Below are 13014 nucleotides of genomic sequence, written 5' to 3'. Positions count from 1 at the left end.
CGTCCGCCGCTAAGATATTTAAAAGCAAGCTTTCAAATATCTCCGCTCGACTTGCATGTGTTAAGCACGCCGCCAGCGTTCATCCTGAGCCAGGATCAAACTCTTATGTTAAAATCCTTTGTCAGTTAACTCTGACTTTTTTGTTTCCATTTATTACTTGGTAGTTTATCTCAATCTCAATAAACTCGTTATTGACTTGGGTTTAATTTTTATACGCTGTTTAATTTTCAAAGTTCACAGTGCATTATTGATTTTATCAAAGGGTATACTATTTGTCAAGCATTTTTTAAAACTTTTTTAAATATTTTATTTCTTCCCTTAATATCATTATAAATCCAGCACTTCTTTAAACACCTGTCCGATATTTTCTCTTATTATCAGATTAGCTCTTCTGTCATATGGTGTTGTACTCTTATTTATAAGAACAAGCTTATTGCCTCTGTAATAATCTATAAGTCCGGCAGCCGGATAAACATTGAGCGATGTTCCTCCGACAATGAGCACATCTGCTTTTCTGATTGCATTTACCGCATTATAAACAGTTGTGTCATCAAGTCCTTCTTCATAAAGAACTACATCAGGTCTTACTATTCCTCCGCATTTATCGCAATGAGGTATTCCTTCGCTGTTCATTATATAATCAATATCAAACTGCTTATGGCACTTTACACAGTAATTTCTGTAAAGTGTTCCGTGAAGCTCATAAACAGTTTTGCTTCCGGCCATCTGATGAAGATTATCTATGTTCTGTGTTACAACAGCCTTAAGCTTTCCCATCTTTTCAAGCTTGGCAAGACCGATATGTGCATTGTTCGGCTTTGCATCAGGATATATCAATGTTTTCCTGAGATAATCAAAAAATATATCAGGATGTATCTTAAAAAATGTATGACTAAGCATTGTTTCCGGTGGGTATCCATACTGATTTACCGCATTATATATACCGTTTTCACTTCTGAAATCCGGTATATTGCTTTCGGTAGAAACGCCGGCTCCTCCGAAGAAAACAATATTATCGCTGTCTTCTATAATTTGTTTCAATTCAGCTATTTCATTATTCATATGAATACCTCCCATCGCAATATATTCTTATTATAATCATCACATTTTATTTTTTCAATCAAATATTATTTTCCTTCCGCAAAAATCTTTTATATGTAAAATCAATGCCTATTGCCCCGAGCGGTGCCGTTATAAGAATGGCAACAACCGCGACCGAAAGAACTATCTGTCCGCATGAAAGTCCCATTGCCATAGGAACAGAACCTATAGCCGCCTGTACGGTTGCTTTAGGAAGATATGCTATCACACAAAAAATTCTTTCCTTAATATTCAGCTTTGTTCCGACAAGGCAAAGCCACACTCCGACAGAGCGGAAAATGAGTGCCAAAAATATCATTCCTACTGCGGCAATACCGGCATTCATTGTATAGCTTATATCAACCGCAGCTCCGACAAGCACAAACAGCATTATTTCAGCCGCAATCCATAGCTTGCCGAATTTTTCGGAAAGTCTTTTGGTAACAACCTCATTGCTTTTCATTTTCAAAACACATGCCATACTTACAACCGCAAGAAGACCCGAAACGGAAATAATATTTTCAAGCCACGTTTCGACCGTTATAAGCAAAAATGAAATTCCGAGTATTATTATCAGCTTAACACTGTTGCGTATGTACTTTTTATTTTTATAGGCTGTTTCAAAGAATATGCTCAGAACCAAACCTACAACCGCTCCCAGTGCAATTCCAAGCACAATAGACACAGGAATATCAATAAGTCCTCTTAAGTCTGCTTTTCCACTCTGTGCCATTCCCGTAAATGTTGAAAACAAAACTATGACAAAAATATCATCGCAGGAAGCGCCGGCCATAATTAACTGGGGAATACTTTTTTCTGTTCCGTATCTGGTTTCCATAAGATGGACCATTCTCGGTACGACAACCGCCGGAGAAACTGCTCCGAGAACAGCGCCCATAACAGCTGCCTCTGTTCGTGTTATGCCAAATACCATTGGTGCAAAAACAATATATCCGAGTATTTCAAAAGCCGCCGGAACACAGGACATCATTATTGCCGGACGCCCTACCTTTTTAAGATCGGCTATATTCAACGAAAGACCGGCTTTAAGCAATATTATTATCAAAGCAATTTTTCTCAGGTCCGACGATATTGATAATATCGAACCATCCAACAAATTAAGCACATAAGGTCCGAGAACTATGCCTGTTATCAGCATACCGATAATGCCGGGGAGTTTAAGCTTTTTAAAAAGCTCAGACATAAGAAGTCCAAAAAGAAAAATGTACGCAAGTGATGCAATCATAAAAAATCCTCCTTGTTTACGCAAAAAAGCTGATGCTTTCTGCGATAATAAATTCAATCACAGAAGTCATCAGCTTAATAAGCGGTTTAGGATAATCCAAGGGAGAACTTCATTCCCTTTTGGTATTATACAACCTGATATTCACTTTGTAAACCATTCTTTAAATTTTTGCCGATAATTTAAAGCCTGCAAAACAGAACTTATGCAATAGCTTCAAGAGATACGTTGCAATATTCTGCACTTCTTGCTGCTAAGCTTGTCATTTCAGCATTAGCGTAGATTGCAAAGATTGTGTCAGGATAGTTATAAACTACCTCTGAGAATAAATTATATGCCTTATCGTAGTTACCCTTCATATTTTCTTCACAAGCTTTGTTAAACATTTTTTCACATTTCATAATTAATCCCCCTCAATTCTTATACTATATTTATATGTTTACTTTTAAAATTATTGATAAATCCGAGGTTTTTATTTTCTTTTACCTCTTTCCTTATCTTGATTATATTGTATATTAATTAACGAAGATTGTCAATAAAAAAACAATACAAATTCAAACAAAAAACCTCTCTGTTTTTTAGAGAGGTTTTACATCATTACATTACAATATTATTTTAATGTCAATGAACTATATTACATATCAATATATATATCTGCATCTGAATACAGCACAGCCTTGCCGCAAACAGTAACATATCCGGGAGTTACATTTTTACAGTACACAAGTCCGCCTCTTTTGGAAACATGCTTTGCCGCAAGAACATTTTTTCCAAGCTTTTCAAACCAGTAAGGTGCCATAAGACAGTATGATGCTCCGCTTATGGGATCTTCCGCAACTTTAAACTTCGGTGCAAAGCATCTTGAAACAAAATCATATTTATCCGAATCTGCTTTAGCCGTTACATTAATAAATGTACCGTCAAGCTGCATCATCTTTTTTACTTTCGGTTTCATCTTTGCTATTGCCTGCTCATTTTCAAACACACAAAGCATGTCCTTGCCCCAATATGCCTCTATCGGTCTTACACCGAATGCCTCTTCCATAAGGTCGGTAACCGGTATACGTTCAAATCCATATACAGGCAGTGCAATTTCATAAACATTATCATTCTTAACTACATTAATAACTCCGCTCAATGTATCGAAGTCAATGCTGTCACGCTTTTTCTCATAAAGATTTAAAACAACATGTGCCGCCGCAAGCGTTGCATGACCGCATATATCCGTTTCACCGCCGGGAGTAAAAAGTCTAAGGCTGTAATGCTCGCCTTTTTTGACCGCAAAGCATGTATTTGTCAGCCTTGTTTCTATTGTTATTTTCTGCATAAGCTCATCGGAAAGCTCCTCCTGTACAACACAGACTGCGGCAGGATTTCCGCTGAAAATTCTGTCTGTAAAGGTGTGCACGATATACTGCTTAAGCTTTCTGTATTTTTTTGCATCTATATTCTTTTTAAGAAGAGTTTCCTCATCAAAATCTTTTCCTGTAATAGCTCTGTATTCATCAGATGTAATCATTCCTTTGGAAACTGCGTCCAAAACCTGATTCGGTGACCAGAGTCCATGCTCAAAATAGCATTTAACCATTGCATATTTGTTAGCCATTTAATTTCTCCTTTAATAAATTTATTCAACAAGCTGAAGTATATTTATCAAAAGTATCCAAACTATTCCGTAATAGGATACAACCGCAACAAGGTCGTTTACCGTTGTGATAAGCGGACCGGAAGCAACCGCCGGGTCGATGTTTATTTTCTTAAAGAACAGCGGTACAACTGTTCCGACAAGGCTTGATACAACCATAGCGAACAAAAGTGAAATTCCTATACAACCCGATACCGAGAACGAGAACGGAACCGATTTTCCCTTGAACACAAGTATATATACTCCTATTGCCACAAAAGCAAGCACGCCTAAAATCATACCGTTTGTAAAGCCGACGCGCATTTCCTTGAATATAAGCTTGCGTTCGTCTTTTTTTGAAAGTGCCTCGTCCATAATAACTCGGATAGTAACAGCCAGCGACTGTGTTCCGACATTACCTGCCATGTCAAGTATAAGTGACTGGAAAGCAACAACGAGAGTTATCTGCTGAACAACACCTTCAAATATACTTACAACCGATGATACCACCAAACCGAGAACAAGCAGAAGCAGCAGCCAAGGCAGACGTTTTTTCACGCTGTCCTTAAAAGGCTCGTTTAAATCTTCCTCTGCGGTCAAGCCGGCTAATTTAGCATAATCGTCGCCCATTTCTTCGTCAACGGCTTCAACGAGATCCTGAGCGGTAATTACACCGAGTATTTTATTATCGTTACTCAATACGGGAATTGAGTCCTCGGAATAGTCCTTCAATTCTTCGATACATTCGCCTGTTTTTTCTTCTGCATATACATAAGGATATGAAGTAGAGATAAGAGTTTCAAAATCCTGATAATCTCTTGCTATAATCAAATCCTTAAGGTCTACCGCACCATAAAACGTATCATCATCGTTTACAACATAAATCGTTGATATATTATCATTTTCGGCCGCCTGATTAATAAGGGATTTCATTGCCTGTCTTACGGTTGAATTCTTTTTGACAGCAATAAAATTCGTTGTCATTCGGCTACCGATCTGGTCATCATCATAAGAAAGGATAAGGTCGATGTCCTGTCTTGCATCCTCATCCATGAGCTTTTTAATCTCATCACTCTTATCGTCTTCCAGTTCGTCAAGTATATCAACAGCATCATCGGCGTCCATTGATTCGATAATATCTGCCGCCTTTTCCGAATCGAGCTCGTTTATATATTTTCCTACCTCGTCCTCAAGGTATGCGAATATTTCCGAAACGCTTTCAACGCCAAGTATTCTGTAAAGCTTTTGTCTTTCTTCCTCTGTAAGATCCTCGAGAACATCGGCAATATCGTTTTCATGGTAATCGCTGAGTTTTTCTCTTATTTCATCATCGGATAAATTGCTTTTGATGATTGCTTCCAGTTCTTTTTCATAATCCGGTCTTTCCGGAATTTCGGAATTCGGATCATTTTTCTTTTTTTCATCCTCCAGCACCTTTATGCACCTCCACTGATAGTTTTTAATTCATATTAAAAAGGGCATAAAAAAACACCACTTTTATTTTATCCCCACAATATGAATATATCCGCTTTCATTGTGAGCAAAGTGATGGGCACATTAAACCGCAGGCCGAAAACAGCCTTAGCTTTTTATCTATAATCCAAACGAAGAAACTACACCAAAAGTGTATGCAGCTTCAATCTCAGAATATGCCTATCACTCTTACATCGCCCGCAACTGCCACAACTTTCCATGTAATTCCTCACCTCTCAAATAACATATTTTAATTTAATTATTTTAGCATTAAAAGCATTAAAATGTCAACGGTAATATGCACCTAAATGTCTTAAATTTGTTTATAAAGCCTTGTTTAAATCAAAATTTGTTATTTTACAGATATAATAATAGGATTTAACTTTATTTAGCTGATTTAATCTCATTTTATCTCGATAATTCTCACTTTTTATAATAAATACGTTTTAGCTACAATAATGTTATGTTTACATAATCAAAAAGTTAAAATATAATGAAATAAACATTCTTTATAAAAGAGGCTAATTATGAAAAAAATTAATTTTGCAATTATTTTTATATTGATTATTGTTTTACTTATTCCAGGTCCGTATAAATATCTTTTACGCAGTATTTCGGTAATGTCTGTATACAGCAATCTTCACGAAAGTCAAAGTAATGCGGCTTTTCATATAAAAATTCCCGGAGGTTTGATAACTCCGGAAAAGGACTGGTATCCGTTCGTTATGACCTTCAATGCCGACAAAAGCTTTCAATACTACACAGGCAGAGAAAACATAAATCTGTCCATAATGTATAACTTTCCGGAATTTTCTCCCGAAGCCGGTTACAGTATGCTTTATGATAAAAGCTCCGAATATTACAACAGCTTTTACGGTGCATATATAGTTGATGATCCGGAAAAAATTTACGGTTTTGAAAAAACGGAAAACGGCTTAAAAATAAATCCCGATGAGGTCGCTGATGTTGCCGCATTTGATTTCAGCCGTCTTGCTTTGGGCGATTTCGGCTTAAAATACAAGGATTTCGTATTTGAAACGGATATAGCCGATATTGAGGAAAACATAACTTATATGGATTCGGAAGGCTGGATAAAATCCGACATAAATCTGACCGTCAGCGGAGCCGAGCACAATCCAAACGGATTTGTTGCGTCATATATTCAATACGGAACCCCGAAAATATCCACAGAAACACCCTTCGAGCCTGTGGATATGTATGGACGGATATATGCAAAATATCTGCCTGAATATAATCAGAGCATATTCATGTATATTGTCGCATCGGATAAAAACGTACTTGAGGAATGTGATAAAAATATATTGTCAAAAAGTATTATGTATTAAAACGGCGGTATTCGATTTATCAAATACCGCCGCTTAGCTTTATCTCATTTCCTGTGTATATATCTGGTATACCTCATCTCTTGCATTTACTTCCTGTATACGCTCCTTATCACCTACAAACGCAAATCCGTAAACCATAAGACCGTTTTTCTCGACATAATCTGCCGCACTTGAATATACATCAGCCTCTTCATCCATAAGCTTAAGGAACTGCTTCTGGTCTGCCATATATCTGAGCAGGCTCACAAAATGTGTTTTCATATATTCCGTATCCTTAATATTTTCATCAACAGAAGAAACATCATTATAGCCTCCGGAATTTTCGTCAAACGGACAATTCCAGACTATCAGATTAGGATATTTTTCTTCGTCCCATACCATACTGCTTGATATAGACAAAGCACAATTAAAGCCAAGATTTTCAACCGTAAAATATTCTGTTCCGTCATTAATGCCGTTTCTTGTGCATACGGCACACCACTGTGCATATGTATATCCATCACTGTCGGTAAAGCTCATAAGCTCATCATAGGTCATCATTTTATCCAATGTAACATACGCCAGATAATTCGTATTTTCAGACAAATTGTTTATTCTCTCATCTGCCGTTTCTTTATCTCCGGCTGAAGAAACCGGTTCCCAGCCTGTTTTCTCAATCTCCGAAAGCGATTTTGTGCTGTCGCAGGTTGCCTGAAACCATGCAAAAACATTTCCCGAAGGTTTTCGCAATGTATTTACATCATAAAGCTTAAGCTTACCCTTTTCCACCTTACCGGAAACATTTGTAAAATTGCCTGTATAGCTCATATTCTGAATTATATTTATGTAATAATCTCCGTAGCCTTCATCTGAAACCATAACATTATTTCTGTAATATCCCGGAATTCTAAGCTCCGTATAAGCCGACATATCAAGGCTCATCCGGTTTGTTTCACTTCCGATGTCCCTGCCCGGATTATAATAGAACTGCGAAACAACATTAGGCAGTGCAAAAACAACAAACAGCATAACCGCAACAGCTATCACCAGAATAGTCATACCCATTTTAACAAAGGCTTTACGTATGGAGCTGTTTATCATTTTCACGAAATCATTTTCACTTTCGGCATCGTCCAAATTCTTATCATCGGAAAAAATATCATTATCCACAGCATCTCTGTCAAAAAGATAATCGCTTATTGCCTCCTGCCTTTCAATGTCACTTTCAACCTCATGCTTTTTATTTTCTTCAAGCTTGCCATGTTTGTAAAGCTCAAGCAATTCTCTGTATGTCATAAATCTTCCTCCTCAAGATACCGTCTAAGCTCATTTTTTGCCCTATGGTTAAGTACACGCACATTTTCTCTCGATAATTTCAATATTCCGGCTATTTCATTGAGCTGTAATCCGCCGAAATAATGCAGACTTATTATTTCTCGTTTTGTATACGACAGTCTGCCGAGTACCTTATACAACGCTGCTTTACGTTCATTTTCAATCAGCGTATGCACAAAATCATTTTCTGTCGTTTTATCATTATCCACAGATGTTTCCCGTCCGACTTTTTTCAAATAATTTATACACAAGTTTCTCGCAACCATATACAGCCATGCACGCATATTGCTGTGCCTTTCGTCCAACGCAAGTATTGCCTTAAGAAATGTTTCCTGTATTATATCCTCGGCAACAGCTCTGTTTCTGCACATTGAAAGGATATAAAGATACAATTCTTTTCCATACTGCTCATATAAACGCTTTAGAATTTCATTGTCCACACTTATCCTCCTTCCAATCTATATATAAAACAAATCCGTTAAGATAATGTTACACCAATATTGAAATTTTTGGTATAAAAAAATCCCGATACAAATGTATCGGGATTGTATAAGCAACTCTGATTATCTCTTTGAGAACTGAGGTGCACGTCTTGCGGCTTTGAGACCGTATTTCTTTCTTTCTTTCATACGAGGGTCTCTTGTAAGGAAACCTGCTTTTTTAAGTACAGGTCTGTAATCGCCTTCAACTTCAAGTAATGCTCTTGAAATACCGTGTCTGATTGCACCTGCCTGACCTGTGAAGCCACCGCCTCTAACATTAACAAGTACATCAAACTTGTCTAATGTTTCAGTTGCTTCAAGGGGCTGACGAACGATTAACTTAAGTGTTTCAAGTCCGAAATACTCGTCGATGTCTCTCTTGTTTATAGTAATTTTTCCGTTACCGGGTACAAGATATACTCTAGCAACTGAAGATTTTCTTCTGCCTGTTCCGTAATATCTGGCTGCTACCATTTTGCGTCCTCCTTCCAAATCTCAATTAAAACTTAAACTCTAATACTTCAGGTTTCTGAGCTGCATGCGGGTGCTCGGGTGAAGCATAAACATAAAGTTTTCTCATCATAGCTCTGCCAAGTGCGTTTTTGGGAAGCATGCCCTTAACAGCGTGTTTGAGTACTTCTTCAGGTTTTGTTTCAAGCATTTTCTTAAGACTTGTCTCTTTTAAGCCGCCAATCCAGCCTGAGTTACGTCTGTAGATTTTCTGATCCATTTTCTTGCCTGTTACTTTGATTTTGTCTGCATTAACTACGATTACGTAATCACCTGTATCTATATGTGGGGTATAGATAGCTTTGTTCTTACCACGTAATACTGATGCTATTTCTGATGCAAGACGTCCCAATGTTTTATCGGTAGCGTCTACAACATACCATTTCTTTTCGATATCGGCGGGTTTTGCCATGTATGTTGTTCTCATTGTTAAACCTCCCTTAAAATTCAAAAAAACAAAAATAAATATATATAGTCAAACTCGGGGCTAACGAGTTTAAAAGTGGCATTGCAACAGTTTTTATTATATTACACAGTCCCACGGGTGTCAAGGAAAACTTAAAAATTGGCATACATAATTTTTACCAATGTTAAACCCGACGGACCGGCTGTTTTTCCGGCTTTTTGCCTATCTCCGCTTTCTATTATTTCTGCCATATCCTCCGGTTTTATCTTTCCGTTTCCGCAGTAAATAAGCGTTCCTGCCAGAATTCTGACCATATTGTACAAAAAGCCGTTTCCCGTAACTCTTATCACAATAAAATCATCTTTTCTCGTTACGGATATGTCATAAATCGTTCTTACAGTCGTTTTGGAGCTATTTCCCGATGAACAGAAGCCTTTAAAATCATGCTCACCGACAAACGCCTCTGCCGCTGTCTGCATTTTTTCCACATCAAGCGGTTCCCTTACATATTCGCTGTAATTTCTGTAAAGCGGATTTCTGAACTTACTGTTATATATTTTATATTCATAAGTTTTTTTTACAGCCTCAAATCTCGGATTAAAGCCGTCCGGAACATCAGCCGCTCCGGTTATTACTATATCCTCCGGCAAAGCTCCGTTCAATGCAAGCGGTATCCTCTCAGTCGGAATAGTTGACTCAATATCTATAACCGCCCTTTGTCCGAGAGCATGAACTCCGGCATCGGTTCTGCTTGCACCTATGCTTTCGGTTTTATTCTTAAAGAAAGCCGTACAAGCCTTGTCAAGCTCACCCTGAACGGTTTTAACATTTTCCTGCGGCTGCTTCTGCCATCCGGAATATGCTGTTCCGTCATATGAAACTGTTAATAAAACTCGTCTTTTCATAAAAATCCTTTATAAAATAATTCTCATGGCAATAATAACAACCCAATACACAACAAACAATATTATTGCCGTATAGTCAATAGAAGTAACCTTCATAACATTCATTCTCGTTCTGTTAGCTCCTCCGTTATAACAGCGTGACTCCATTGCCATAGCCAGCTCATCGGCTCTTCTGAAAGCCGAAATAAAAAGCGGAACAAGTATAGGCACAAGCGCCCTTGCCTTATCTCTGAGCCTTCCTGTGTCGAAATCCGCACCTCTTGCCTGCTGTGCCTTTATTATTTTATCGGTTTCGTCAAGCAGTGTCGGAATAAATCTGAGTGCAATAGTCATCATCATTGCAATATCATGTGCCGGAACTCCTATTTTACTCAATGGCTTAAGCAAAGCCTCTATGCCGTCGGTAAGCTTTATAGGCGTTGTCGTAAGCGTAAGCAAAGACGAGCCTATTATAAGAAGTATAATTCTTAATGCCATTTTTATTGCAAAGAACACGCCTTCCGTAGTTATGGACAGCTTCCAGAAGGTGACCAGTGTTTCTCCGCCTTTAACAGTAAAAACATTGATAAGTGCCGTAAAAATTATGATAAACACAAGGCTTTTAAGACCTTTCACCATAAACTTAAACGGAACCTTGGACACTTTTATAACTATCGCAAGTGCAATAATAACAAAGGCATATCCGATAAAGCTCTTTATCAGAAAAAGGGATACTATATACAATAATGTAATTACCAGCTTGACTCTCGCATCAAGCCTGTGTAAAGGTGAATCGGAAGGAAAATACTGTCCGATTGTTATATCAGTTATCAATTATTTCACCTGCTTCAAAAACTTATACAATTCTTCGGTAGCTTCTGCAACGGTATATATATCCGTTCTGACATCATAGCCTTTTGCCGCAAGTTCGGACAAAACATATGTTATCTGAGGTGCCGCAAGACCAATTTTTTCGAGCTCATTTACCTTCGAGAATACCTCTCTCGGTGTTCCCGTAAGTGCAACCTTGCCATCATTAAGCACAATAATTCTGTCCGCAAGCTTGGCAACGTCCTCCATGCTGTGCGATACAAGAATAACGATTATTTTTCTTTTTTCGTGCATCAGCTTAATGGAATCCAGTATTTCATCTCTGCCCTTTGGATCAAGTCCGGCTGTCGGTTCATCAAGTATAAGCACCTCCGGCTCCATCGCCAATACTCCGGCTATTGCGGCTCGTCTTCTCTGACCACCCGAAAGCTCAAAGGGAGATTTATCATATACCGACTCATCAAGTCCGACCGTTTCCAGTGCATTCTTAACTCTGCTGTCTATCTCCTCCTGCGGAAGTCCGAGATTTCCCGGGCCGTATGCAACGTCCTTATAAACAGTCATTTCAAAAAGCTGATGCTCCGGATACTGAAAAACAAGACCTACTCTCTGTCTTACCGATTTCAGCTTTGATCTGTCCGCATATATATTTTCGCCATTGAGCAGAACCTCACCGGATTCCGGAACAAGCAGTGCATTAAGATGCTGTATAAGCGTAGATTTACCGGAGCCTGTATGGCCTATAATGCAGATAAATTCGTTATCCTCTATCTTTAAATTAATATCGTCAAGTGCTTTATGTTCAAACGGTGTTCCTGGATTATATATGTGTGTTAAATGTTTGATTTCAATCGACATATCGCACCTACCATTTCATCAACAGTCAGTATATCCTTTGGAATATCAATTCCGAGCTTTCTCAAATTATAAGCGGTTTCCGTAACCTGCGGAACATCAAGGCCGAAGCCCTTCATTTTGTCCACCTGTGAAAATACCTCTTTAGGGACTCCGCTTAAAACAATTTTTCCGTCATCAATTACATAGACCTTATCAGCCGTTGCCGCTTCGTCCATGTAATGCGTAATCAAAATAATAGTGATACCGTTTTCTTTATTCAGTCTGTGTGCCGTTTCCATTACGTCCTTACGTCCGGCAGGATCAAGCATTGCGGTAGGCTCATCAAAAACTATACATTTCGGCTGCATAGCAAGTATGCCGGCTATTGCAATTCTCTGCTTCTGTCCGCCGGAAAGCTTTGACGGTTCATTTTTCTGATAACCGTCCATGCCAACCATTTGGAGAGCAGAATCAACCCTTTTTCTTATTTCAGCCGGCTCAACGCCAAGGTTTTCCGGGCCAAATGCAATATCCTCTTCAACAATAGTCGCAACAAGCTGGTTATCCGGATTTTGGAATACCATTCCGGCACTCTGGCGTATATTCCAGACCTGTTCATCGTCCTTTGTGTCATATCCGTCAACCCATACTGTACCCGATGACGGCGTAATAAGTGCATTTATGTGCTTTGCAAAGGTCGATTTTCCTGAACCGTTATGGCCGAGCACCGCAATAAACGAGCCTTCTTCTATATCTATATTAATATTATCAAGTGCCATAAGCTTACGTTCTACATTTTCGCCCTGTATCTCAACGACCTTTGTGTATTCGTAGCTCACATTCTCCGCACGGACAATTTTCATCTGTATCACCATCTTTTTTCGTATATTATAACGCCTAAAAGTATTATACACAACCGGATAATGCTCACAAGCCTTACAATATAAAAATTGGGGATTAAGTAACCACTTAATCCCCTTTGAT

At 38.4% G+C, this 13014-nt stretch carries 14 protein-coding genes, 1 rRNA gene and 1 riboswitch; of the genes, 1 reads left to right on the top strand and 14 read right to left on the bottom strand.

What is annotated here, in order from left to right; genetic code table 11:
* The 6 genes from KQI66_RS11170 to mgtE all read right to left on the bottom strand — a co-directional run.
* Window positions 1–111: ribosomal RNA gene (locus KQI66_RS11170) — 16S ribosomal RNA — on the bottom strand; the annotation flags it as partial.
* Between the two features lie 216 nt (window positions 112–327).
* A complete protein-coding gene (locus KQI66_RS11165) occupies window positions 328–1062 on the bottom strand; it encodes an NAD-dependent protein deacylase (RefSeq protein ID WP_253287759.1) in 735 nt (244 codons plus the stop codon).
* Window positions 1063–1120: 58 nt separating this feature from the next.
* The gene (locus tag KQI66_RS11160) at window positions 1121–2326 is read right to left on the bottom strand and encodes a cation:proton antiporter (RefSeq protein ID WP_216429508.1); all 1206 of its coding nucleotides are present in this window, start codon (window positions 2324–2326) and stop codon (window positions 1121–1123) included.
* A 53-nt stretch (window positions 2327–2379) separates the two neighbouring features.
* Window positions 2380–2452: riboswitch (Fluoride riboswitch) on the bottom strand.
* Window positions 2453–2526: 74 nt separating this feature from the next.
* Window positions 2527–2724 (bottom strand): hypothetical protein, encoded by a 198-nt coding sequence (locus tag KQI66_RS11155; RefSeq protein ID WP_216429505.1) that lies wholly within the window; start codon window positions 2722–2724, stop codon window positions 2527–2529.
* A gap of 233 nt (window positions 2725–2957) precedes the next feature.
* Complete coding sequence (locus tag KQI66_RS11150) at window positions 2958–3929, bottom strand: PhzF family phenazine biosynthesis isomerase (protein WP_253287758.1); 972 nt, start codon at window positions 3927–3929, stop codon at window positions 2958–2960.
* Between the two features lie 21 nt (window positions 3930–3950).
* The gene (gene mgtE / locus KQI66_RS11145; RefSeq protein WP_330655132.1) at window positions 3951–5381 is read right to left on the bottom strand and encodes a magnesium transporter; all 1431 of its coding nucleotides are present in this window, start codon (window positions 5379–5381) and stop codon (window positions 3951–3953) included.
* A gap of 566 nt (window positions 5382–5947) precedes the next feature.
* On the opposite strand from mgtE, the gene KQI66_RS11140 reads away from it, so the two are divergent.
* Window positions 5948–6766 (top strand): hypothetical protein, encoded by an 819-nt coding sequence (locus KQI66_RS11140; RefSeq protein ID WP_216429503.1) that lies wholly within the window; start codon window positions 5948–5950, stop codon window positions 6764–6766.
* 39 nt (window positions 6767–6805) lie between these two features.
* Here KQI66_RS11140 and KQI66_RS11135 read toward each other — a convergent pair whose 3' ends face one another.
* The 8 genes from KQI66_RS11135 to KQI66_RS11100 form a co-directional block, all read right to left on the bottom strand.
* Window positions 6806–8041, bottom strand: coding sequence for an anti sigma factor C-terminal domain-containing protein (locus KQI66_RS11135; RefSeq protein ID WP_216429501.1), 1236 nt, complete (start codon window positions 8039–8041; stop codon window positions 6806–6808).
* Window positions 8038–8520 (bottom strand): RNA polymerase sigma factor, encoded by a 483-nt coding sequence (locus KQI66_RS11130; RefSeq protein ID WP_330655131.1) that lies wholly within the window; start codon window positions 8518–8520, stop codon window positions 8038–8040. The genes KQI66_RS11135 and KQI66_RS11130 overlap by 4 nt, the downstream gene beginning before the upstream one ends.
* Before the next feature lie 123 nt (window positions 8521–8643).
* Window positions 8644–9036, bottom strand: coding sequence for a 30S ribosomal protein S9 (rpsI, locus tag KQI66_RS11125; protein ID WP_216429499.1), 393 nt, complete (start codon window positions 9034–9036; stop codon window positions 8644–8646).
* A gap of 25 nt (window positions 9037–9061) precedes the next feature.
* A complete protein-coding gene (gene rplM / locus KQI66_RS11120; protein WP_216429498.1) occupies window positions 9062–9499 on the bottom strand; it encodes a 50S ribosomal protein L13 in 438 nt (145 codons plus the stop codon).
* A 131-nt stretch (window positions 9500–9630) separates the two neighbouring features.
* Window positions 9631–10383 carry a tRNA pseudouridine(38-40) synthase TruA gene (truA, locus tag KQI66_RS11115; RefSeq protein ID WP_216429495.1) on the bottom strand — a complete coding sequence of 251 codons (753 nt, stop codon included), beginning with the start codon at window positions 10381–10383 and terminating at the stop codon, window positions 9631–9633.
* A gap of 9 nt (window positions 10384–10392) precedes the next feature.
* The gene (locus KQI66_RS11110; RefSeq protein WP_216429494.1) at window positions 10393–11196 is read right to left on the bottom strand and encodes an energy-coupling factor transporter transmembrane component T family protein; all 804 of its coding nucleotides are present in this window, start codon (window positions 11194–11196) and stop codon (window positions 10393–10395) included.
* A complete protein-coding gene (locus tag KQI66_RS11105) occupies window positions 11197–12051 on the bottom strand; it encodes an energy-coupling factor transporter ATPase (protein ID WP_216429492.1) in 855 nt (284 codons plus the stop codon).
* Window positions 12027–12893, bottom strand: coding sequence for an energy-coupling factor transporter ATPase (locus KQI66_RS11100; protein ID WP_216429532.1), 867 nt, complete (start codon window positions 12891–12893; stop codon window positions 12027–12029). The genes KQI66_RS11105 and KQI66_RS11100 overlap by 25 nt, the downstream gene beginning before the upstream one ends.
* Between the last annotated feature and the right edge of the window lie 121 nt (window positions 12894–13014).

The organism is Anaerotignum sp. MSJ-24 (assembly GCF_018918145.1).
Taxonomy (GTDB): Bacteria; Bacillota; Clostridia; order Lachnospirales; family Anaerotignaceae; genus Metalachnospira.
The sequence above is the reverse complement of the archived record's forward strand: the minus strand, read 5'-3'. Positions and strand labels throughout refer to the sequence as shown.

What these genes read in the sequence shown, in the direction of transcription:
- KQI66_RS11165 (WP_253287759.1), bottom strand. Translation starts at nt 1,062, where the DNA reads ATGAATAATGAAATAGCTGAATTGAAACAAATTATAGAAGACAGCGAT.
- KQI66_RS11160 (WP_216429508.1), bottom strand. Translation starts at nt 2,326, where the DNA reads ATGATTGCATCACTTGCGTACATTTTTCTTTTTGGACTTCTTATGTCT.
- KQI66_RS11155 (WP_216429505.1), bottom strand. Translation starts at nt 2,724, where the DNA reads ATGAAATGTGAAAAAATGTTTAACAAAGCTTGTGAAGAAAATATGAAG.
- KQI66_RS11150 (WP_253287758.1), bottom strand. Translation starts at nt 3,929, where the DNA reads ATGGCTAACAAATATGCAATGGTTAAATGCTATTTTGAGCATGGACTC.
- KQI66_RS11140 (WP_216429503.1), top strand. Translation starts at nt 5,948, where the DNA reads ATGAAAAAAATTAATTTTGCAATTATTTTTATATTGATTATTGTTTTA.
- KQI66_RS11135 (WP_216429501.1), bottom strand. Translation starts at nt 8,041, where the DNA reads ATGACATACAGAGAATTGCTTGAGCTTTACAAACATGGCAAGCTTGAA.
- rpsI (WP_216429499.1), bottom strand. Translation starts at nt 9,036, where the DNA reads ATGGTAGCAGCCAGATATTACGGAACAGGCAGAAGAAAATCTTCAGTT.
- rplM (WP_216429498.1), bottom strand. Translation starts at nt 9,499, where the DNA reads ATGAGAACAACATACATGGCAAAACCCGCCGATATCGAAAAGAAATGG.
- truA (WP_216429495.1), bottom strand. Translation starts at nt 10,383, where the DNA reads ATGAAAAGACGAGTTTTATTAACAGTTTCATATGACGGAACAGCATAT.
- KQI66_RS11105 (WP_216429492.1), bottom strand. Translation starts at nt 12,051, where the DNA reads ATGTCGATTGAAATCAAACATTTAACACACATATATAATCCAGGAACA.
- KQI66_RS11100 (WP_216429532.1), bottom strand. Translation starts at nt 12,893, where the DNA reads ATGAAAATTGTCCGTGCGGAGAATGTGAGCTACGAATACACAAAGGTC.